At 71.8% G+C, this 21487-nt stretch carries 17 protein-coding genes and 1 tRNA gene; 9 read left to right on the plus strand and 9 right to left on the minus strand.

From position 1 onward, the window contains the following. Positions 1-306 precede the first annotated feature (306 nt). The 9 genes from H2O74_RS13485 to H2O74_RS13525 all read right to left on the minus strand — a co-directional run bounded on the left by H2O74_RS13485 (position 307) and on the right by H2O74_RS13525 (position 12159). A complete protein-coding gene (locus H2O74_RS13485) occupies positions 307-4185 on the minus strand; it encodes a DNA-directed RNA polymerase subunit beta' (RefSeq protein ID WP_182112046.1) in 3879 nt (1292 codons plus the stop codon). 108 nt (positions 4186-4293) lie between these two features. After that, positions 4294-7800 carry a DNA-directed RNA polymerase subunit beta gene (gene rpoB, locus H2O74_RS13490; protein WP_182112047.1) on the minus strand — a complete coding sequence of 1169 codons (3507 nt, stop codon included), beginning with the start codon at positions 7798-7800 and terminating at the stop codon, positions 4294-4296. A 313-nt stretch (positions 7801-8113) separates the two neighbouring features. Continuing rightward, positions 8114-8500: a 50S ribosomal protein L7/L12 gene (gene rplL, locus H2O74_RS13495; RefSeq protein WP_182112048.1), complete on the minus strand. Its 387-nt coding sequence runs from the start codon at positions 8498-8500 to the stop codon at positions 8114-8116. Between the two features lie 90 nt (positions 8501-8590). Beyond that, complete coding sequence (gene rplJ, locus H2O74_RS13500) at positions 8591-9121, minus strand: 50S ribosomal protein L10 (protein WP_182112049.1); 531 nt, start codon at positions 9119-9121, stop codon at positions 8591-8593. 368 nt (positions 9122-9489) lie between these two features. Next, entirely contained in the window at positions 9490-10212 is a 723-nt protein-coding gene (gene rplA / locus H2O74_RS13505) for a 50S ribosomal protein L1 (RefSeq protein WP_182112050.1), read from the minus strand. A 104-nt stretch (positions 10213-10316) separates the two neighbouring features. Beyond that, on the minus strand, positions 10317-10748 hold the full coding sequence (gene rplK / locus H2O74_RS13510; RefSeq protein WP_182112051.1) for a 50S ribosomal protein L11: 432 nt from the start codon (positions 10746-10748) through the stop codon (positions 10317-10319). Between the two features lie 64 nt (positions 10749-10812). Next, on the minus strand, positions 10813-11622 hold the full coding sequence (gene nusG, locus H2O74_RS13515; RefSeq protein WP_182112052.1) for a transcription termination/antitermination protein NusG: 810 nt from the start codon (positions 11620-11622) through the stop codon (positions 10813-10815). Between the two features lie 113 nt (positions 11623-11735). Beyond that, entirely contained in the window at positions 11736-12020 is a 285-nt protein-coding gene (secE, locus tag H2O74_RS13520; RefSeq protein ID WP_182112053.1) for a preprotein translocase subunit SecE, read from the minus strand. Between the two features lie 66 nt (positions 12021-12086). Beyond that, positions 12087-12159 (minus strand) — tRNA-Trp (locus tag H2O74_RS13525). Between the two features lie 159 nt (positions 12160-12318). On the opposite strand from H2O74_RS13525, the gene H2O74_RS13530 reads away from it, so the two are divergent. The 9 genes from H2O74_RS13530 to H2O74_RS13570 all read left to right on the plus strand — a co-directional run bounded on the left by H2O74_RS13530 (position 12319) and on the right by H2O74_RS13570 (position 21486). Further along, on the plus strand, positions 12319-13563 hold the full coding sequence (locus H2O74_RS13530; protein WP_182112054.1) for a pyridoxal phosphate-dependent aminotransferase: 1245 nt from the start codon (positions 12319-12321) through the stop codon (positions 13561-13563). 117 nt (positions 13564-13680) lie between these two features. Beyond that, positions 13681-14583, plus strand: coding sequence for an ABC transporter ATP-binding protein (locus H2O74_RS13535; RefSeq protein WP_182112055.1), 903 nt, complete (start codon positions 13681-13683; stop codon positions 14581-14583). After that, positions 14580-15434, plus strand: a complete 855-nt coding sequence (locus H2O74_RS13540) for an ABC transporter permease (RefSeq protein WP_182112056.1) — start codon at positions 14580-14582, stop codon at positions 15432-15434. The genes H2O74_RS13535 and H2O74_RS13540 overlap by 4 nt, the downstream gene beginning before the upstream one ends. Next, positions 15421-16710, plus strand: a complete 1290-nt coding sequence (locus H2O74_RS13545; protein ID WP_182112057.1) for a sensor histidine kinase — start codon at positions 15421-15423, stop codon at positions 16708-16710. The genes H2O74_RS13540 and H2O74_RS13545 overlap by 14 nt, the downstream gene beginning before the upstream one ends. Then, entirely contained in the window at positions 16707-17366 is a 660-nt protein-coding gene (locus H2O74_RS13550) for a response regulator transcription factor (RefSeq protein WP_220457967.1), read from the plus strand. Before H2O74_RS13545 ends, H2O74_RS13550 begins: the two co-directional genes overlap by 4 nt. 53 nt (positions 17367-17419) lie before the next feature. Further along, positions 17420-18451, plus strand: a complete 1032-nt coding sequence (locus tag H2O74_RS13555) for an adenosine deaminase (RefSeq protein ID WP_182112058.1) — start codon at positions 17420-17422, stop codon at positions 18449-18451. A gap of 57 nt (positions 18452-18508) precedes the next feature. Beyond that, complete coding sequence (locus H2O74_RS13560; protein WP_182112059.1) at positions 18509-19525, plus strand: hypothetical protein; 1017 nt, start codon at positions 18509-18511, stop codon at positions 19523-19525. Then, on the plus strand, positions 19522-19929 hold the full coding sequence (locus H2O74_RS13565) for a GntR family transcriptional regulator (protein ID WP_182112060.1): 408 nt from the start codon (positions 19522-19524) through the stop codon (positions 19927-19929). Before H2O74_RS13560 ends, H2O74_RS13565 begins: the two co-directional genes overlap by 4 nt. A 66-nt stretch (positions 19930-19995) precedes the next feature. Then, positions 19996-21486, plus strand: coding sequence for an HNH endonuclease signature motif containing protein (locus H2O74_RS13570; RefSeq protein ID WP_182112061.1), 1491 nt, complete (start codon positions 19996-19998; stop codon positions 21484-21486). Position 21487: the final 1 nt, after the last annotated feature.

A 21487-nucleotide genomic window follows, 5' to 3' on the forward strand; every position in this document is an offset into this window, starting at 1 on the left:
CTGCGCCGCCGACTCCGACCCACGCACCCGGGCGTGTCGAGCCGGTGAGCGCGGCACCGACCGCCAGGATCTTCTGGACGGTGGGGTCCGCGCGGCGGTCACGCCACCCGTCATCGCGACGACGCTCCCCCCGGACTCCCGGGGACGTCGCGCGCGATGCACGCGCGAGGGCCCGACGGCGCGGGCACAGGGACTTACGTTACCTGCTGCTCTGCGAGAGCGTCAAAGTGACCTCGGTCGCCCCGACGCCCGCGGGGGACGTGAGGGACCCACCTCGCGATGGGCCCCTCACGTCCGGACGTCACGTCAGCGCAGGTCGCCGAAGTCGATGTCCTCGAGCGGGATCGCCTCTCCGGAGCCCATGCCGAGCGGCGGGAAGTCGATCTCGTCGTAGCCGAAGCTCGGGTAGAGCTCGGCCTTGGCCTCCTCGGTCGGCTCGACCGCGACGTTCCGGTACCGGGGAAGACCGGTACCCGCCGGGATGAGCTTTCCGATGATGACGTTCTCCTTGAGGCCGAGGAGCGGGTCGGACCGACCGCTCATCGACGCCTCGGTGAGCACGCGCGTCGTCTCCTGGAAGGACGCCGCCGACAGCCACGAGTCCGTCGCGAGCGACGCCTTCGTGATGCCCATGAGCTCCGGGCGGCCCGACGCGGGCTGGTTGCCCTCGGCGACCGCGCGGCGGTTGGCGTCCTCGAAGCGGCCACGCTCGGCCAGCTCGCCCGGGAGCAGGCCGGTGTCGCCGGAGTCGAGCACCGTCACGCGACGCAGCATCTGCCGGACGATGACCTCGATGTGCTTGTCGTGGATGTCCACGCCCTGCGAGCGGTAGACCTCCTGGACCTCGTCGACGAGGTGCTTCTGCGTGGCACGCGGGCCGAGGATGCGCAGGACCTTCTTCGGGTCCACCGCACCCTGGGCGAGCTGCGCGCCGACCTCGACGTGGTCGCCGTCCTGCACGAGCAGGCGCGAGCGCTTCGTGATCGGGTAGGCGATCTCCTCGGAGCCGTCGTCGGGCGTGAGGACGATGCGCCGCACCCGGTCCGACTCGTCGATCGTGACCCGGCCCGAGAACTCCGCGATCTGCGCCTCACCCTTGGGGGTGCGGGCCTCGAAGAGCTCCTGGACACGCGGCAGACCCTGCGTGATGTCCTCGGCGGACGCCACACCACCGGTGTGGAAGGTACGCATGGTGAGCTGCGTGCCGGGCTCACCGATGGACTGCGCGGCGATGATGCCGACCGCCTCACCGATGTCCACGAGCTTGCCGGTCGCGAGCGACCGGCCGTAGCACTTGGCGCACGTGCCGACGCGCGACTCGCAGGTCAGGACCGAGCGAACCTTGACCTCCGTGACGCCGGCCGCGAGGGCCGCGTCGATGACCAGGTCACCGGCGTCGTCACCAGCACGGGCGATGACGGTCCCGTTGGGCGCGACGACGTCCGTCGCCACGCTCCGCGCGTAGATGCTCGTCTCGACCTTGTCGTGGCGGCGCAGCGTGCCGTCGGGCATGGCCTCGGCCACGGGCAGGGTCAGGCCCCGCTCGGTGCCGCAGTCCTCCTCGCGGACGATGACGTCCTGGGACACGTCCACCAGACGACGCGTGAGGTAGCCCGAGTCGGCGGTTCGCAGCGCGGTGTCCGCCAGACCCTTGCGGGCGCCGTGCGTCGCGATGAAGTACTCCAGGACCGACAGGCCCTCGCGGTAGTTGGACTTGATCGGGCGCGGGATGATCTCGCCCTTGGGGTTCGCCACGAGGCCGCGCATACCGGCGATCTGGCGGACCTGCATCCAGTTACCACGCGCACCCGAGCCGACCATGCGGTTGACCGTGTTGCGGGCGGGGAAGTTCTTCTGCATCGCCTTGGCGACCTCGTCGGTCGCCTGCGTCCAGATCTCGATGAGCTCCTGGCGGCGCTCGTCGTCCGTGATCAGACCACGCTCGTACTGGCCCTGGATCTTGGTGGCCCGCGCCTCGTGCTCGGCGAGGATCGCCGCCTTCTCCCCCGGCGTCGCGACGTCGGAGATGGCGATCGTGACGCCGGACCGGGTGGCCCAGTGGAAGCCGGCCTCCTTGAGCGCGTCCAGGCTCGCCGCGACCTCGACCTTGGGGTACCGCTCGGCCAGGTCGTTGACGATGGCGGACAGGCGCTTCTTGTCGACGACGCCGTTGATGTACGGGTAGTCGACCGGGAGCAGCTCGTTGAACAGCGCGCGCCCGAGGGTCGTCGGGACGAGCGCCGTGTCACCGGGGGCCCAGCCCTCGGGCAGGCCGAAGTCGCCCTCGCCGGGGACCAGGTCGTTCATCCGGATCGTCACGACCGCGTTGAGGTCCAGGCTGCCCTGGTCGAAGGCCATGATCGCCTCGGCCACGGAGCTGAACTGCCGGCCGGCGCCGGGCGCGTCGTCCTTGTCCGACGTCAGGTGGAACAGGCCGATGATCATGTCCTGCGAGGGCATGGTCACCGGACGGCCGTCCGACGGCTTGAGGATGTTGTTGCTCGAGAGCATGAGGATGCGGGCCTCGGCCTGCGCCTCGGTGCTCAGGGGCAGGTGGACGGCCATCTGGTCACCGTCGAAGTCGGCGTTGAACGCGCCGCAGACGAGCGGGTGCAGGTGGATCGCCTTGCCCTCGACGAGCTGGGGCTCGAACGCCTGGATGCCCAGGCGGTGCAGCGTGGGTGCACGGTTCAGCAGCACCGGGTGCTCGGTGATGACCTCCTCGAGCACGTCCCAGACCTGGGGCCGGGCGCGCTCGACCATGCGCTTCGCGGACTTGATGTTCTGCGCGTGGTTGAGGTCGACGAGCCGCTTCATGACGAACGGCTTGAAGAGCTCGAGCGCCATCTGCTTCGGCAGGCCGCACTGGTGCAGCTTGAGCTGCGGGCCGACGACGATGACCGAACGGCCCGAGTAGTCGACGCGCTTGCCGAGCAGGTTCTGGCGGAAGCGCCCCTGCTTGCCCTTGAGCATGTCCGAGATGGACTTGAGCGGCCGGTTGCCCGGGCCCGTGACGGGGCGTCCGCGGCGGCCGTTGTCGAACAGCGCGTCGACGGCCTCCTGGAGCATCCGCTTCTCGTTGTTGACGATGATCTCGGGCGCGCCGAGGTCGAGCAGCCGCTTGAGGCGGTTGTTCCGGTTGATCACGCGCCGGTACAGGTCGTTGAGGTCCGACGTCGCGAACCGGCCACCGTCGAGCTGCACCATCGGGCGCAGGTCCGGCGGGATGACCGGGACGGCGTCCAGCACCATGCCCTGGGGCGTGTTGCTGGTCGTCAGGAACGCGTTGACCACCTTGAGCCGCTTGAGCGCGCGCGTCTTGCGCTGGCCCTTGCCGTTCTTGATGGTGTCGCGCAGCGACATGGCCTCGGCCTCGAGGTCGAAGTCCTGCAGGCGCTTCTGGATCGCCGCAGCGCCCATCGCACCCTTGAAGTAGTTGCCGTACCGGTCCGTCAGCTGGCGGTAGAGCAGCTCGTCGCCCTCGAGGTCCGCGACCTTGAGGTTCTTGAAGCGGTCCCACACGGCCTCGAGGCGGTCGAGCTCCGCGTCGGCACGCTTGCGGATCTGCGCCATCTCGCGCTCGGCGGAGTCACGGACCTTGCGGCGCGCGTCGGCCTTGGCGCCCTCGGCCTCGAGCTCGGCCAGGTCGGCCTCGAGCTTGCGTGCACGCTTGTCGATGTCGACGTCGCGGCGGGTGGTGATCTCCTTCTTCTCCAGGTCGATCTCGTTCTGGAGGTTGGGGAGGTCCTCCTGCCGGCCCTCGTCGTCGACCTCGGTGATCATGTAGGCCGCGAAGTAGATGACCTTCTCGAGGTCCTTCGGGGCGAGGTCGAGCAGGTACCCGAGGCGCGACGGCACGCCCTTGAAGAACCAGATGTGCGTGACCGGGGCGGCCAGCTCGATGTGCCCCATGCGCTCACGACGCACCTTGGACCGCGTGACCTCGACGCCGCAGCGCTCGCAGATGATGCCCTTGAAGCGCACGCGCTTGTACTTGCCGCAGTAGCACTCCCAGTCCCGCGTGGGACCGAAGATCTTCTCGCAGAAGAGACCGTCCTTCTCGGGCTTGAGGGTCCGGTAGTTGATGGTCTCGGGCTTCTTGACCTCGCCGTGGGACCAGGTGCGGATGTCCTCCGCGGTCGCCAGGCCGATGCGCAGCTCGTCGAAGACGTTGACGTCGAGCAAGGTGTCCTACTTCCTTCGTCTGTCTGTGTTCACCGTGACTGTGTCGGCCGGTGAGAGCCGGTGGCGTGACCCGCCGGGACGCGTGTGCGTCCCGGCGGGCCCGCGAGGTCAGATCTCTTCGATGCTCGAGGCGTTGGGGCGGCGGGACAGGTCGATGCCCAGCTCCTCCGCGGCCCGGTAGACCTCGTCGTCGTTCTCCTTCATGTCGATGGAGACGCCGTCCGAGGACAGCACCTCCACGTTCAGGCAGAGCGACTGCATCTCCTTGAGGAGGACCTTGAACGACTCCGGGATGCCCGAGTCGGGGATGTTCTCGCCCTTGACGATGGCCTCGTACACCTTGACGCGTCCGGGGACGTCGTCCGACTTGATGGTCAGGAGCTCCTGCAGCGTGTAGGCGGCGCCGTACGCCTCCAGGGCCCACACCTCCATCTCGCCGAACCGCTGACCGCCGAACTGCGCCTTACCACCGAGCGGCTGCTGGGTGATCATCGAGTACGGGCCGGTCGAGCGCGCGTGGATCTTGTCGTCGACCAGGTGGTGCAGCTTGAGGATGTACATGTAGCCGACCGAGACCGGGTCCGGGAACGGCTCGCCGGAGCGGCCGTCGAACAGCCGCGCCTTGCCCGTCGAGTCGACCATGCGGTCGCCGTCGCGGTTCGGCGTGGTGACGTCGAGCAGGCCCGTCAGCACGTTCTCCGGCACACCGTCGAACACGGGCGTCGCGACCGGGTTGCCCGGCTCGTTGCGCACGGCGGCCGGCGGCACGTCCTTGACCCACTCGGCCGAGGCGTCCGCGGCCGAGATGTCCCAGCCCTGCTTGGCGATCCACCCGAGGTGGGTCTCGAGCACCTGACCGACGTTCATGCGGCCGGGCACGCCGAGCGGGTTGAGGACGACGTCGACCGGCGTCCCGTCGGCGAGGAACGGCATGTCCTCGACCGGCAGGATCTTGGAGATGACGCCCTTGTTGCCGTGGCGGCCGGCGAGCTTGTCGCCGTCCGTGATCTTGCGGCGCGCGGCGATGTAGACGCGGACCAGCTCGTTCACGCCGGCGGGCAGCTCGTCGCCGTCCTCACGGTTGAACGTGCGGACCTCGATGACCGTGCCGGACTCGCCGTGGGGCACCTTGAGGGACGTGTCGCGCACCTCGCGGGCCTTCTCGCCGAAGATGGCGCGCAGCAGGCGCTCCTCCGGGGTGAGCTCGGTCTCGCCCTTGGGCGTGACCTTGCCGACCAGGATGTCGCCGGCCGCGACCTCGGCACCGATGCGGATGATCCCGCGCTCGTCGAGGTCCGCGAGGACCTCCTCGGAGACGTTCGGGATGTCCCGCGTGATCTCCTCCGGGCCGAGCTTCGTGTCGCGCGCGTCGACCTCGTGCTCCTCGATGTGGATCGAGGACAGGACGTCGTCCTGCACGAGGCGCTGCGACAGGATGATCGCGTCCTCGTAGTTGTGGCCCTCCCACGACATGAACGCGACCAGGAGGTTGCGGCCGAGCGCGAGCTCGCCCTCGTCCGTGGCCGGTCCGTCGGCCAGCACGGAGCCGACCTCGACGCGGTCGCCCTCGTTCGCCAGCACGCGCTGGTTGTAGGACGTGCCCTGGTTGGAGCGACGGAACTTCGCGATGCGGTACGTCGACGTGGTCGCGTCGTCGTTGCTCACGGTCACGAGGTCCGCCGAGACCTCGGTGACGACACCGGGCTTCGTGGCGACGATGACGTCGCCCGCGTCGACCGCGGCGCGCCGCTCCATGCCCGTGCCGACGAGCGGCGCCTCGGACCGCACCAGCGGCACGGCCTGCCGCTGCATGTTGGCGCCCATGAGCGCGCGGTTCGCGTCGTCGTGCTCGAGGAACGGGATCATCGCGGTCGCGACCGACACCATCTGGCGCGGCGAGACGTCCATGTAGTCCACGTCGGTGCCCGGGACGTCGATGGCCTCGCCGCCCTTGGTGCGCACGAGCACCATCTCCTCGGCGAACTGGCCGTTCTCCTTGAGCGCGGCGTTCGCCTGGGCGATGACGTAGCGGTCCTCGTCGTCCGCGGTGAGGTAGTGCACCTCGTCCGTGACGCGACCGTTGGTGACCTTGCGGTACGGCGTCTCGACGAACCCGAAGGCGTTGATCCGGCCGTAGGTCGCGAGCGAGCCGATCAGGCCGATGTTCGGGCCCTCAGGGGTCTCGATCGGGCACATGCGCCCGTAGTGGGACGGGTGGACGTCACGGACCTCCATGCCGGCGCGGTCACGGGACAGACCGCCCGGGCCGAGCGCGGACAGGCGACGCTTGTGCGTCAGTCCGGCCAGCGGGTTGTTCTGGTCCATGAACTGCGACAGCTGCGACGTGCCGAAGAACTCCTTGATCGACGCCACCACGGGGCGGATGTTGATCAGGGTCTGCGGCGTGATCGCCTCGACGTCCTGCGTCGTCATGCGCTCGCGCACGACGCGCTCCATCCGGGACAGGCCGGTGCGGACCTGGTTCTGGATGAGCTCGCCCACCGCACGGATGCGACGGTTGCCGAAGTGGTCGATGTCGTCCGTCTCGACGGGGAGGTCGATCGCCTCGCCGGCACGCGTGCCCGGCAGGGTGGTGATCTCGGCGTGGAGGGCGGCCATGTACTTGACGGTCGCGACGATGTCGGAGACCGACAGGACCGAGTCCGTCAGGGGCGCGTCGATGCCGAGCTTCTTGTTGACCTTGTAGCGGCCGACCTTGGCGAGGTCGTAGCGCTTCGGGTTGAAGTAGAAGTTCTCGAGCAGCGCGCGGCCGGCCTCGATCGTCGGCGGCTCGCCCGGGCGGATCTTGCGGTAGATGTCGAGGAGGGCCTCCTCCTCGGTGTTCACGTGGTCCTTCTCGAGCGTCTCGAGGACGGCCGGGAACTGCGCGAACTCCTCGCGGATCTGCGACTCGGTCAGGCCGAGGGCCTTGAGCAGGACCGTGACCGACTGCTTGCGCTTGCGGTCGACGCGCACGCCGACGGCGTCGCGCTTGTCGATCTCGAACTCGAGCCAGGCGCCGCGCGACGGGATGATCTTCGCCGTGAAGATGTCCTTGTCGGACGTCTTGTCCGCGGTGCGCTCGAAGTACACGCCCGGCGAACGGACGAGCTGCGAGACGACGACGCGCTCGGTGCCGTTGATGATGAAGGTGCCGCGCTCGGTCATCAGCGGGAACTCGCCCATGAAGACCGTCTGGCTCTTGATCTCACCGGTCGTGTAGTTCACGAACTCCGCGGTGACGAACAGCGGCGCCGCGTAGGTGAAGTCCTTCTCCTTGCACTCCTCGGCCGTGTACTTCGGCGGCTCGAAGCGGTGGTCCCGGAAGGACAGCGACATGCTGCCGCCGAAGTCCTCGATCGGGGAGATCTCCTCGAAGATCTCCTCCAGGCCCGACGTCTCCGGCACGTCCTGCCGCCCGGCCTCGACGGCGGCGGCGACACGCTCCTGCCATGCGGCGTTGCCGAGCAGCCAGTCGAAGTTCTCGGTCTGCAGGCCCAGCAGGTCGGGGACCTCGAGGGGCTCGTGGATCTTGGCGAAGGAGATGCGGCGAGATGCAGTGCGGTTCGCGATAGCGTCGGCGTTTGGAGCAGAAGGGGTGCGCGAGGCAGCCAAGAGGGGTCCTTCCCTGCGGATCGAGTGCACGCGCGCAGGTCATGGCCTACCCTCGCGGCCAGGCCGACGACGAGCGATCGGTCCCCGGGCAGAGCTCGGGCACGACGACTGACGCGGGACGGGTTGAGGGGTGCAGGCACAAGCCAGCGCAAAGCGCTAGCGTACTTGACGCTCCTGACAATGTCCACCGAGGTCATCGGACGACTTGACCCGGGGCTCGCGCCCGTGCTGACATCCTCGGCTGCGCTCCGCATGCGACGAGGCCCGCACCCCGAAGGGTGCGGGCCTCGTCGTCGTACGGGTCAGGCTGAGGTCACTTGACGGTGACCGTCGCGCCGGCACCCTCGAGGGCGGCCTTCGCCTTGTCGGCGGCCTCCTTGTTGACGCCCTCCAGGACGGCCTTGGGGGCACCGTCCACGAGGTCCTTGGCCTCCTTGAGGCCGAGGCTCGTGAGCGCGCGCACCTCCTTGATGACCTGGATCTTCTTGTCGCCGGCGGCCTCGAGCACGACGTCGAACTCCGTCTGCTCCTCGACCTCCTCGGCGGCGGCGGCCGCGCCGGCGGCCGGACCGGCCACGGCGACGGGAGCGGCAGCGGTGACCTCGAAGGTCTCCTCGAAGGCCTTCACGAACTCGGAGAGCTCGATGAGCGTGAGCTCCTTGAACGCGTCGAGGAGCTCGTCGGTGGTGAGCTTCGCCATGGTGGCGTGTCCTTCCTGATTGCCCTGCGCCGGCAGGGCCGGTGAGCAGGTGGGGTGGTGTGTCGAGCAGCTGACGTCAGGACCCGGAGGTCAGGCCGCCTGCTCCTCGGTCGCCCGCTTCTCGCGCAGGGCATCGATGGTGCGCACGGCCTGGGCCGTGGGCGCCGTGAACATGTATGCCGCCTGGTACAGCTTGGCCTTGAAGGCGCCGGCTGCCTTGGCGAGCAGGACCTCGCGGGACTCGAGGTCCGCGAGCTTGGTGATGTCCGCAGCGGTCAGGGCGCGTCCGTCGAGGACACCGCCCTTGATGACGAGCTGCGGGTTGGCCTTGGCGAAGTCACGCAGGCCCTTGGCCGCCTCGACCGGGTCACCGGTCACGAAGGCGACGGCCGAGGGGCCCGCGAGCTGGTCGTCGGCGATCTCGACGCCAGCCTGCTTGGCCGCGATGGCGGACAGCGTGTTCTTCACCACGGCGTAGGTTGCGTTGCCGCTGAGCGCGCGACGCAGCTGCTTGAGCTGCGCGACGGTGAGCCCGCGGTACTCGGTCAGCACGACGGCGCTCGAGTCACGGAACTGGTCCGAGAGCTCGGCTACCGCGGCTGCCTTGTCCGGCCTCGCCATGGCAATCCTTCCGGTGGTCGTACCGCAGTCGTCCTGGTCCTGGCCCCGGGAACGAGAAGAGCCCCGCGCAGGCGCGGGGCTCGGGGCGGACACGACGCGGGGCCCGCGTGTCTCCACGCGACCACCGGCACAGACCCGTCAGGGCCGTCCGATCTGAGTCACTCACCTGCGCCGGCCCCCGCTCGTGGCGGGACTTCGGTCCACCACCCACGCTCGCTCTCGCGCGCACGGGCAGCCGACGACCTGCGGTCTTGGGCTCGGTCAGCCTACGTCAGCCCGGCGCCCAGGCCAAATCGCGCCACCGCGGCCTCCCCCGGGGACGACGCAGGGCCCGGCAGCACGCTGCCGGGCCCTGCGTCACGCGAGGATCACGCCTCGTCGGTGTCCTCCACCGTGAGGTTGCGCGTCTTGTTCTGGTCGAGCGGGATGCTCGGGCCCATCGTCGTGGTGACGAACGCCTTGGTGATGTAGCGGCCCTTCGAGGACGCCGGCTTGAGCCGGAGGACCTCGTCGAGCGCCGCGGCGTAGTTCTCGACCAGCGCGACGTCGGAGAACGACGCCTTGCCGATGATGAAGTGCAGGTTCGCGTGCTTGTCCACGCGGAACTCGATCTTGCCGCCCTTGATCTCGGACACGGCCTTGGCCACGTCCATCGTCACGGTGCCGGTCTTCGGGTTCGGCATCAGGCCGCGGGGGCCCAGGACCTTGCCGAGTCGACCGACCTTGCCCATGAGGTCGGGCGTGGCGACGGCGGAGTCGAAGTCGGTGTACCCGGCCGCGACCTTCTCGATGAGCTCGTCGCCGCCGACCTCGTCGGCACCCGCCGCGCGGGCCTGCTCGGCACGCTCACCCGTGGCGAAGACGATCACGCGGGCCGTCTTGCCGGTGCCGTGCGGCAGGTTCACCGTGCCACGGACCATCTGGTCCGCCTTGCGCGGGTCGACGCCGAGGCGGAACGCCACCTCGACCGTCGCGTCGTACTTGGTGGGCGACGTCTGCTGCGCGAGACGGATCGCCTCGAGCGGCGCGTAGAGCCGCTCGCGGTCGATTGTCGCGGCGGCGGCGCGGTACGCCTTGCTGTGCTTGGCCATGGTCTGCTCCTTGCGCAGTCGTGGTCGACGGGCCGCCAAGGGCCCTGCCACTGAGGGTGGTGCGGCGGCCGTGCGGCCGTCGCGTCGTGCGTGGTCGGGAGGCGTCAGCCCTCGACCTTGATGCCCATGGAACGGGCGGTGCCGGCGACGATCTTGGACGCGGCCTCGATGTCGTTGGCGTTGAGGTCCTCGAGCTTGGTCTGGGCGATCTCGCGGACCTGCGCCTGCGTGAGCGTCGCGACCTTGACCGTGTGCGGCGTGGGCGAGCCCTTGGCGACGCCCGCGGCCTTCTTGATCAGCTCAGCGGCCGGCGGCGTCTTCGTGATGAAGGTGAACGAGCGGTCCTCGTACACCGTGATCTCGACCGGGATGACGTTGCCGCGCTGCGACTCGGTCGCCGCGTTGTAGGCCTTGCAGAACTCCATGATGTTGACGCCGTGCTGACCCAGCGCGGGGCCGATCGGCGGCGCCGGCGTCGCAGCACCAGCGTTGATCTGGAGCTTGATGAGGCCGGAGACCTTCTTCTTGGGGGGCATGATGCCTTCCGTTCTTCGTGGGCCGACGCCGTGGGCGATGACCCGGTTGCAGTGCTGGCGGACGTCAGATCTTGGCGACCTGGCCGAACGACAGCTCGACCGGGGTCTCCCGGCCGAAGATGGAGACGAGCACCTTGAGCTTCTGCTGCTCGGCGTTGATCTCGGAGATCGTCGCCGGGAGCGTGTCGAAGGGGCCGTCGGTGACGGTGACGGACTCGCCGACCGTGAAGTCCACCGCGATGGTCGGCGCCGCCGTGGCGGTGCGGGCCTTCTCGGTGGCGGGCGCCAGGGACGGCGCGAGCATCGAGTAGACCTCGTCGAGGGTCAGCGGGACCGGCTGGTGCGTGTGGCCGACGAAGCCGGTGACACCGGGCGTGTGGCGCACGGCGCCCCACGACTCGTCCGTGAGGTCCATCCGCACGAGCACGTAGCCGGGGATCCGGACGCGGCGCACGGTCTTGCGCTGCGCGTTCTTGATCTCCACGACCTCCTCCATGGGGACCTCCACCTGGTGGATGTAGTCCTCCATGTTCAGGCTCTGGGTGCGGTTCTCCAGGTTGGCCTTCACGCGGTTCTCGTAGCCCGCGTAGGAGTGGATGACGTACCAGTCGCCGGGCTGGCGCCGCAGCTCGGCCTTGAACGCGGCGACGGGGTCGACGTCCTCGTCGTCGTCGGCGTCGGACGCCTCCTCGGCGGCGGGCTCGTCGGTCTCGACGGGCTCGTCAGCCCCGTCCTGCGACTCGGTCTCGTCGGCGTCGACGGTCTCGTCGGCCTCGACCGGCTCGTCCGCGGACAGGGCGAGCTCGTCACCGTCGGGCGCGTCGACCACGACGGTCTCGTCCTGCTCGGTGGGCTCCAGCGACTCCTGCGACACGGGGTGAACCTGCTTTCTGCTGCCTGTCTGCGAACGTGCTGACTGTCCTGCTGCTGCCTGGTCCGTACGCCTGCCTCGGTCCTGCTGCGCGGCCCTCGTCGCCGTCGGCGGCCTCAGCCGCCGAACACCCAGCCGACCAGCGTGCCCACGCCCAGGTCGACCAGCGTCACGAACGCCATGACGACCGCGACGAAGACCAGGACGACGGCGGTGTAGCGCAGCAGCTCGGCACGGGTGGGCCGGACGACCTTCTTCAGCTCCGCGACGACCTGACGGACGAAGAGCGCGATGCGTGCGAACAGGCCGCGGCGCTCCTGGTCGCGTCCGCGCGGCGGACGCGAGGTGCCGCCGCCGGTGCCCTCGGCACCGGACGCGGCCGCGCGTGCGGATTCGCTCACAGTCAGTTCCCTACGTCTGGTCCCCCGGGAGGCCCGGAGGGCTGCCGTCACGGCCGCCGGATCACGCAGGGCAGGCGGGACTCGAACCCACAACCGCCGGTTTTGGAGACCGGTGCGCTACCAATTGCGCCACTGCCCTTCAGCTGGCCGACGACGCCCGGGACGTCCCGGGGCGCGGGACAGCCTGGCGGACGTCAACCACCAGCGGTCGAGTGTACGTGGTCCGCGGGGATGGGTCGAACCCGCCCGGTCGTCGGACGCCCGCACCCCCCGCGAAGGCCTCTGCCAGAATGGGCTGGTGAGCCAGACGCCTGCCGCCCCGTCCAGTTCCAGCCCGAGCACCGCGCGTCGCATCGCGACGCGGGTCGGCGCGATCGCGGAGTCCGCGACGCTCGCCGTCGACGCCAAGGCCAAGGCCCTCAAGGCGGCCGGCCGGCCGGTCATCGGCTTCGGCGCCGGTGAGCCGGACTTCCCGACACCGGACTACATCGTCGAGGCCGCCGTCGCCGCGGCCCGCGTCCCGGCCAACCACCGGTACACGCCGGCCGCGGGCCTGCCCGAGCTGCGCGAGGCGATCGCCGCCAAGACGCTGCGGGACTCCGGCTACGAGGTCTCCCCCGGCCAGGTGCTCGTCACCAACGGCGGCAAGCAGGCCGTGTTCCAGGCGTTCGCAACTGTCGTCGACGTCGGCGACGAGGTGCTGCTGCCCGCGCCCTACTGGACCACCTACCCGGAGGCGATCCGCCTCGCGGGCGGCGTCCCCGTCGAGGTCTTCGCGGGCGAGGACCAGGACTACCTCGTCACCGTCGAGCAGCTCGAGGCGGCGCGCACCGAGCGCACCAAGGCCCTGCTGTTCTGCTCGCCGTCCAACCCCACGGGCGCCGTGTACTCCCCCGAGCAGACCGCCGAGATCGGGCGGTGGGCGCTCGAGCACGGCATCTGGGTCATCACGGACGAGATCTACGAGCACCTCGTCTACGACGACGCCGTCTTCACGCCGATCGTGCGCGCGGTCCCGGAGCTCGCCGACACGACGATCGTGCTCAACGGCGTCGCGAAGACGTACGCGATGACCGGCTGGCGCGTGGGCTGGATGATCTCCCCGCCCGACGTCACGAAGGCCGCGACGAACCTGCAGTCGCACCTGTCCTCGAACGTCGCCAACGTCTCGCAGCGCGCCGCGATCGCGGCGCTGACGGGCGACCTGTCGGCCGTCGACGCGATGCGCACGGCGTTCGACCGGCGACGCAGGACCATGGTCGAGATGCTCTCGGCCATCGACGGCGTCGTGTGCCCGACGCCCAAGGGCGCCTTCTACGCCTACCCGAGCGTGCGCGGCGTGCTCGGGCGGACGATCCGCGGCGTCACGCCGACGACGTCGGCCGAGCTGGCGACGCTGATCCTCGAGCAGGCGGAGGTCGCCGTCGTGCCCGGCGAGGCCTTCGGTCCGAGCGGCTACGTGCGGCTGTCCTACGCCCTGGGCGACGACGACCTCGCCGAGGGCGTCGGACGGATCCAGGCGCTGCTGGCCGAGGCGGAGTGAGGCGGTCCGTCACGCGTCCGTGCTGACCGGCTGACCCGGGGGTCCACCGCTCGGTGGACCCCCGGTCCCGTCTCCCGGGGCTCATGCCCGTGCGGGTGCGCGCGGGAGGCTGGGGCCATGACGAACGCACCCGCGGTCCTGGTCCGGGACCTGCACAAGCACTACGGCGCCAAGCGCGCCGTCGACGGCCTGGACCTCGAGGTCCACGCCGGCGAGATCTTCGCCGTGCTCGGACCCAACGGAGCCGGCAAGACCACCACCATCGAGATCCTCGAGGGCTTCCGCGACCGCGACCGCGGCGAGGTGGCCGTCCTGGGCGTCGACCCGCAGCACGCCGACCGGGCGTGGCGCAGCCGGGTGGGCATCGTGCTCCAGAGCGGCGACGACCGGGCCGAGCTCACGGTCCGCGAGCTCGTGCGCCACTTCGCGACGTTCTACCCCCGTCCCCGCGACCCGGAGCAGCTGATCGAGGCCGTCGGCCTCACGGCGAAGGCCGGCACGCGCGTGCGCCAGCTGTCCGGCGGGCAGCGGCGCCGCCTCGACGTCGCGCTCGGCATCGTGGGGCGGCCCGAGCTGCTCTTCCTCGACGAGCCGACGACGGGGTTCGACCCCGAGGCCCGCCGGTCCTTCTGGGACCTGCTGCTCGGCCTGCGGGACGAGGGCACCACGATCCTGCTCACCACCCACTACCTCGACGAGGCCGAGCACCTGGCCGACCGCGTCGCCGTCGTCCGCGACGGGCGCGTGGTGGCGCTGGACGCGCCCGCCGCGCTCGGAGGGCGGGCCACGCACGAGGCGCTCGTGCGGTGGCGCGAGGACGGGGTCGTCCAGGAGCACCGGACGGCGACCCCGACGGCGCTCGTGGCCGAGCTGTCGCGCCGCTTCGCACCGGGCGAGGTCCCGGCGCTGGAGATCCTGCGTCCCACCCTCGAGGACGTGTACCTCGAGATGGTCGGCGAGGGCTCGCGCCTCGCCCCCACGCCCAGCCGTCCCGCCGACCTCGAGGAGGCCGTGCGATGAGCACCGCCGCGTCCACCACCGCGCCCGCCCGACCCGCGCACGGAACCCTGCCCTCTCCCCTGCGGCTCGCCGTCGGGCGCACCGGGCTCGAGCTCAAGGAGTTCTTCCGCGAGCGCGACGCGGTGGTCTTCATCTTCGCCTACCCGATCCTCATGATGGCGATCTTCGCGACCGTCTTCGACGGGCAGGTCCAGTCGGACGGCACGATCTCCGTGGAGTTCGCGCAGTACTTCCTGCCCGGCATCCTCGCGACCGGCATCATGCTGTCGAGCTTCCAGACCATCGCGATCGACCTCGCGGTGCAGCGCGACACCGGCGCGCTCAAGCGCCTGCGTGGCACGCCACTGCCCCCGGTCTCCTTCTTCCTGGGGAAGGTCGGGCAGGTCCTGGTCAACACGGCCGTGCAGGTCGGGCTGCTGCTCACGCTCGCGTTCGTGGTCTACGACGTGCCGGTGCCGGACGCCTCGCACTGGGCCACCTTCGCGTGGGTCCTCGTCCTGGGCACCGCCACGGGCACGATCTGCGGCGTCGGGTTCTCCTCGCTGCCCCGCACGGGCAAGTCGGCGAGCGCGGTCGTGACGCCGGTCGTCCTGGTGCTGCAGTTCATCTCCGGCGTCTTCTTCCCGTTCTACTCGCTGCCCGAGTGGATGCAGAGCCTCGCCTCGGTCTTCCCGCTCAAGTGGATGGCCCAGGGCATGCGCGCGGCCTTCCTGCCCGACGGCGCGGCCTCGCTCGAACCGGCGGGGTCGTGGGAGCTGGGCACGACAGCTGCCATCCTGTGCGCATGGCTCCTGCTCGGACTGGTCGTCGGTGTGCGCACGTTCCGTTGGCGCAGGCGTGACGACGGCTGAGCGGGCGCCCGGCACCGCGGAGCGCGCGGCCTTCTGGGGCCGCGCGCTGCGCGGCTGGGACGCGGCGTTCTACGCGATGATGGCGATCGCCGCCGCCGCCGTCGTCACCGGGTCCGGAACGGGCCGGAGCGTGGGGTGGCCGCTCGCACTCATGGCGGCCCTGGTCGCCGCCTACCTGCTGCTCGGCCGGCGCGCCGCCCGGGGCGGCGACCACCGGCTCGCCCTGACCTACCTCGGGGTCCTCGTCGCCCTGACCTCGGCGATCGTGCTGGTCAACACGATCGGCACGATCCTGCTGTTCATCGCCTACAGCCAGATCTGGTTCTTCGCGGACTCGCGCCGCCTCGGCGTCGTCTTCTCGGTCCTCCTGACGATCGGGGTCTTCGGCGCGCTCGTCCTGACCGTCGGCCCCGGCGGGGCGGAGCTCGCGAGCGCCGTGGCCCAGGGCGCGATCGCGCTGGCGTTCGCCGTCCTGCTCGGGCTCTGGATCACCGCGATGGCCGAGCAGAGCGAGGAGCGGGCGGAGCTCATCGAGCGGCTCGAGGCGGCGCAGGCGGAGCTCGGGCGCTCGCACCACGCCGCCGGGGTCGCGGCCGAGCGCGAGCGCATGGCGCGCGAGATCCACGACACGCTCGCCCAGGGGTTCACGAGCATCGTCATGCTGGCCCAGACGGCGACGGCCGACCTGCGGCGCGAGCGGCCGGACCAGGCCGCGGAGCGCATCGCACTGGTGGAGCGCACGGCGCGCGAGAACCTGGCGGAGGCGCGCGCGCTGGTCGCGGCGTTCGCCCCGGTCGGGCTGGACGGCTCGACGCTGGCCGAGGCACTGGGACGCCTCGCGCGACGCTTCACGCAGGAGACGGGAGTGCGCGTCGAGGTGGTCCTGGAGGGCTCCACGCCGCTGGGGCGCGACCACGAGGTGATCCTCCTGCGCGCCGCGCAGGAGGCCCTGGCCAACGTCCGTCGCCACGCGGACGCGCGCCAGGTCCAGCTGGTCCTCGCCGCGGGCCCGCTCGGCGCGCAGGACGGCAGCGCCGTCCACCTGGAGGTGGTCGACGACGGCCGGGGCATCGACCCGGACGCCGCCGAGGGCTTCGGCCTGCGCGGGATGCGCGACCGCGTGACGTCCGGCGGGGGCGAGGTCGCCGTCGTGCCGCGCGACGGCGGTGGGACGCGACTGCGCGTGACCCTGCCGGTCGGTCCCGTCGGTCCCGCCGGTGACAGCGACGGCGTGGCCACGGACCTGCGCGCGGCCGACGGCGGGGCGGCGTCGTGAGCGGCCCCGCGGGCGCGGGCGACGGGGCGGGCGTCGTGCGGGTGCTCGTGGCCGACGACCACCCCGTCGTGCGGGCCGGCATCGTCGGCCTGCTCGCGGGCGAGCCCGACCTCGTCGTCGTCGGCGAGGCCGGCGACGGCGCGCAGGCCGTGGCCCTCACGGCCGAGCTGCGGCCCGACGTCGTCCTCATGGACCTGCGGATGCCCGTGCTCGACGGGGCCGGCGCGACGGCGCAGGTCCTCGCCGCCCAGCCGGGCGTGCACGTGGTGGTGCTGACGACCTACGAGACCGACACCGACATCCTGCGCGCGGTCGAGGCGGGCGCGACCGGGTACCTGCTCAAGGACGCGCCGCGCGACGACCTGGTCGACGGGGTCCGCATGGCGGCCCGGGGCCAGACGGTGCTCGCGCCGTCGGTGGCGCGGCGGCTCGTGACCCAGGTCCGCCGCCCGGACGAGCGGCTCACCGCGCGCGAGCTCGAGGTGCTGGCCGGCGTCGCGCGCGGCGGGACCAACGCGCAGATCGGCAGCGAGCTGTTCATCGCCGAGGCGACCGTCAAGACCCACCTGCTGCGGATCTTCGCCAAGCTCGGGGTCGACGACCGGACGCACGCCGTGACCGTGGCGCTCGCGCGGGGCATCCTGCGCCAGCCCTGACGGCCCGGGTGGGCCGTCAGGTCGAGGGTCCCGGCGCCTGGCAGACTGTCGAGGTGCGTGACCTGGCGAGTCTTCCCAAGGCCCACCTGCACCTGCACTTCACCGGGTCCATGCGCCCGAGCACCCTGACCGCGCTGGCCGCGGCCCGCGGCGTCCGTCTCCCCGCCGCGCTCGCCGAGGCCACGACGCAGGTGACGAGGCCCCCGGCGGACGAGCGGGGCTGGTTCCGCTTCCAGCGCCTGTACGACGCCGCCCGCGCGTGCGTCAGGTCCGAGGCGGACATGCGGCGCATCGTCGCCGAGGCCGCGCAGGACGACGCGGCCGAGGGCTCGGGGCGCCTCGAGATCCAGGTGGACCCGACGTCGTACGCGCCGTTCACCGGCGGCATCACGCCCGCGCTCGAGATCGTGCTCGACGAGGCGCGGGCCGCGAGCGCGCGGACGGGCGTGGAGGTCGGCGTCGTCGTCGCCTCGTCACGCGTGCGCCATCCGCTCGAGGCGCGGACCCTCGCGCGACTCGCCGCGCGCTACGCCGGCGACGGTCCGGGCCAGGTGGTCGGCTTCGGGCTGAGCAACGACGAACGGCGCGGGAGCACCCCGGACTGGGCCCCGGCGTTCACGATCGCGCGCCGCGCCGGCCTCGCGTCGGTGCCCCACGGCGGCGAGCTGCTGGGGGCGGGGCACGTCGCGCAGGTGCTGGACCACCTCGCCCCCGACCGTCTGGGGCACGGCGTCCGCGCGGCCGAGGACCGGCACGTGCTCGAGGAGGTCGTGCGCCGCGGCGTCGCGCTCGAGCTCTGCCCCGCCTCGAACGTCTCGCTCGGGGTCTTCGCCGAGGACCACCAGGTGCCGCTGCGCACGCTGACGGACGCGGGCGCGACGCTGGCGCTCGGGGCCGACGACCCGCTCCTGTTCGGGTCGCGGCTCGTCGACCAGTACGAGGTCGCCCGCACCGTGCACGGGTTCGACGACGCGGCGCTCGCCGAGCTCGCGCGCGGGTCGGTCCGGGCGTCCCGCGCCGGGGAGACGACGCGCGCGCGACTGCTGGCCGGGATCGACGCGTGGCTCGCCGTTCCGGAGGCTTGACCGGTTCGACGCCCTGGTGCAATGTATCAATCCATTGATTCATTGCGAGGAGGCGCCGTGTCCCGGACCGGCCAGGTCGAGCTGTTCGTCCCGCCCCTCTACGACCTCCTCTGGGCGGTCGTGGGCTTCGGCACCCCCCTCGCGCTCGTCGCGGCGATCGTGGTCGTCGCCCTGCGCGGCGGGCGCGGGCGGTCGGGCGGGATCAGCCGTACCGCATCCGTCGCCCGTCGGCACGCCGTCGGGGTGCACCTCGCAGCCTGGGTGGCAGCCCTCGTGGCCCTGCCCCTCATGGGCTACGGCGGCCTCCCCGGCCCACCCGAGGCGGTCCGCGCGTACGCGACGGCCCTGGGCGGCTCGAGCTCCTTCGACAGCGGGTCCCTCGTCGCCCTCGTACCCGCAGGGGTCGGGCTCGCCTTCCTCCTCGTGCACGCGGTCGGCGAGCTCACGTGGCCCCGACCGACGGGCACCGTGCGGCGCGCGACCCTTCGACCCCGCCGCGTGGTCGACGTGGCGCCCGCGGGCGCCCGGCGGGTCACCTGGGCATGGGGCGCGGTGCTGTTCGTGGTGCTCCTGGCCTGCGGGCTCACGGCCGAGCCCGACGGACGATCGCTCGGGCGCACCTCCGGGGCCTGGGTCGTCAGCCACTCCCCCTTCCCCGGGTGGCACTACGGGGTCTCGCTCCTCGCAGCCGCGGCGCTCGTCCTCGGGGCGCAGGAGGGCGTGCTGCGGCTCATCACCCGGCGACCGGCGGTCGCCGACGCCGCGGAGGCGTGGGACCTCGGCCTGCGCCGCCTCAGCGCACACCGGGTGCTGCGCGGCACGCAGCTGGTCCTCGGCTGCACGGTCGGCGCCGTGCTCGTGGTCGCGGGCACGAGCGTCCGGGCGGTCGGCGACGACCACGCTCCCGGTGCGGCGGCCGGCGGCAGCACCGCCTACGTGCTGGGCGGCACCGCCCTGGTGGTCCTGGGCCTGGCCTCGCTCCTGGTCGCGATGGCGCTCACGCTCCGGCAGGGCGACGCGGTCGCCGCGCCCGCGGTCGACGCGGACGACGCCCTCCACGACGCAGCGCGATGAGCCTGCGCATTGAGGTCGACCTGGCCTCCGGCGTGCCGCCGTACGAGCAGATCCGGCTCCAGGTGCTGGCGCACGTCTCCGCCCGGAGGCTGCGCGCGGGCGACCGGCTGCCGACGATCCGCGCGCTCGCGACCGACCTCGGCGTCGCGTCCGGCACGGTGGCGCGCGCCTACCGCGAGCTCGAGGCGGCCGGCGTCGTCACGACGCGGCGGCGCGTGGGCACCGTCGTCACCGACGTCACGCCGTCGGGCGACGCAGGTCTGCGGGACGCGGCGCGCCGCCTGGTGGAGGAGGCGCGATCGGCGGGGCTCGACGACGACGCCGTCCTGGGCCTGGTCCGTGGCGCGCTGCTCGGCGGTCGTGACGACACGCGGCCCACGGAGGGGGCTCGTCACAGGGAATGAGCCCTTGTCCGTCGTGTCTGGATCCGGTAGCATTCGAACAGACGTTCGAGTGATCCGGAGGCGGGCATGGCGGTGCTGGCGGCGGTGGAGCCCTTCGGGGTCGCCGCGCCGGCGCGCGTGGTGACGGACGTGCGCGGGCTCGTGGAGCGGGTCAAGGCGGTCGGTGGTGCGGCGGGTGACTGGTCGGCGCTGGAGCGGCGTGAGGTGCTGGCGGCGCTGGACGCAGCGGTCGGTGCGCTGACGGTGGTGCGGGGCGAGGTGCTGCTCGCCGAGCGGGACAGCGGGACGTGGCGGGCGTCGGGTGATCCGAGCTTCGAGGCGTGGCGGGGTCGCACGTCGCGGTCGGGGGCGCGGGCGGTGCTGACCCAGGTCCGCCAGGCCGACGCCGCCACCCGCTTGCCTCAGTTCGGGGACGCCGCCCGCGAGGGCGCGGTCACCGTGGACCACATGGAGGCGCTCGGCCGCGTGGTCGCCGGCGCGTCGGGGGCGGTCAAGGACGCCTTGGCTTCTCCGGAGCGGCAGGCGCAGCTGGTGGAGACCGCGCGGCGGGTCGATGCGGGGACCTTCGCCCGGGCAGTGGCGCAGCTCGCCGCCGAGGTCGACCCGCTCGCCCACGAGCGCGGGCACCAGGCGCAACGTGCGGCACGGTTCCTGACCCTGGCCGACACCCCCGAGGGCACCCGCATCAAGGGGCTCGTCGACCGCATGGCCGGGCACCGGCTGCGGTTGGCGCTGGAGGCGGTGTCGCCGCGACCCGGCAAGGACGACGACCGCTCCCACGAGCAACGCCGCGCCGACGCCCTGGACACCATCGCCGAGAAGATCCTGGCCCTGCCCGAGACCGGCAGCGGCGCCGCGGTGCGACCCCACGTGTCCTTCCTCATGGACGCCCAGACCTGGGCAGGCCTGCGCGCACTGCGCGCCGCGGGCAAGCTGGACGCGACCGGCGCGGCTGCGAGCGGCGCGACGGAGCACCTGAACCCCGACACCGCGTCGTTCGCGCCGGTCACCCTGGAGGACGGGACCCCGGTACCGATCAGCGAGGTCGCCCGCGCCCTGTGCGACTGCGACCTGACCCGCGTGGTCATGGACGCCGACACGATGCCCCTGGACATCGGACGCACCCAACGCACCTACACCGGCGTCCAACGCCGCGCCGTCATCGCCCGGGACCGCGGATGCTCGTGGCCCGACTGCGGCGCCGAAGCCCGCTGGGGCGAGGTCCACCACATCCGCTGGTGGGAACGCGACAACGGACCCACCTCGCTCACCAACGGCGTGCTCCTGTGCGTCTTCCACCACCACGAGGTCCACCGACGCGACCTGACCATCACCCGACAACCCGGACCAGGACGCCGACCCCGGTACACCTTCCGTGACCAGCGCGGGCGACCCGTCGCCGTGCCGGGAGATGCTCGGGCGAGCCTCGATCCGGCTCGCGCGGCCGAGCCGAGCGGTGCGGCCGGTCCCAGTCGTGGCGACGAGGCGGGTGAGATAGCGAGGGCCTCGGCGACACGGGAAGGCGGCGTACCGCCCGACCTCTTCGCCCTCGGGTGAG

Source organism: Actinotalea sp. JY-7876, from assembly GCF_014042015.1.
Lineage (GTDB): Bacteria > Actinomycetota > Actinomycetes > Actinomycetales > Cellulomonadaceae > Actinotalea.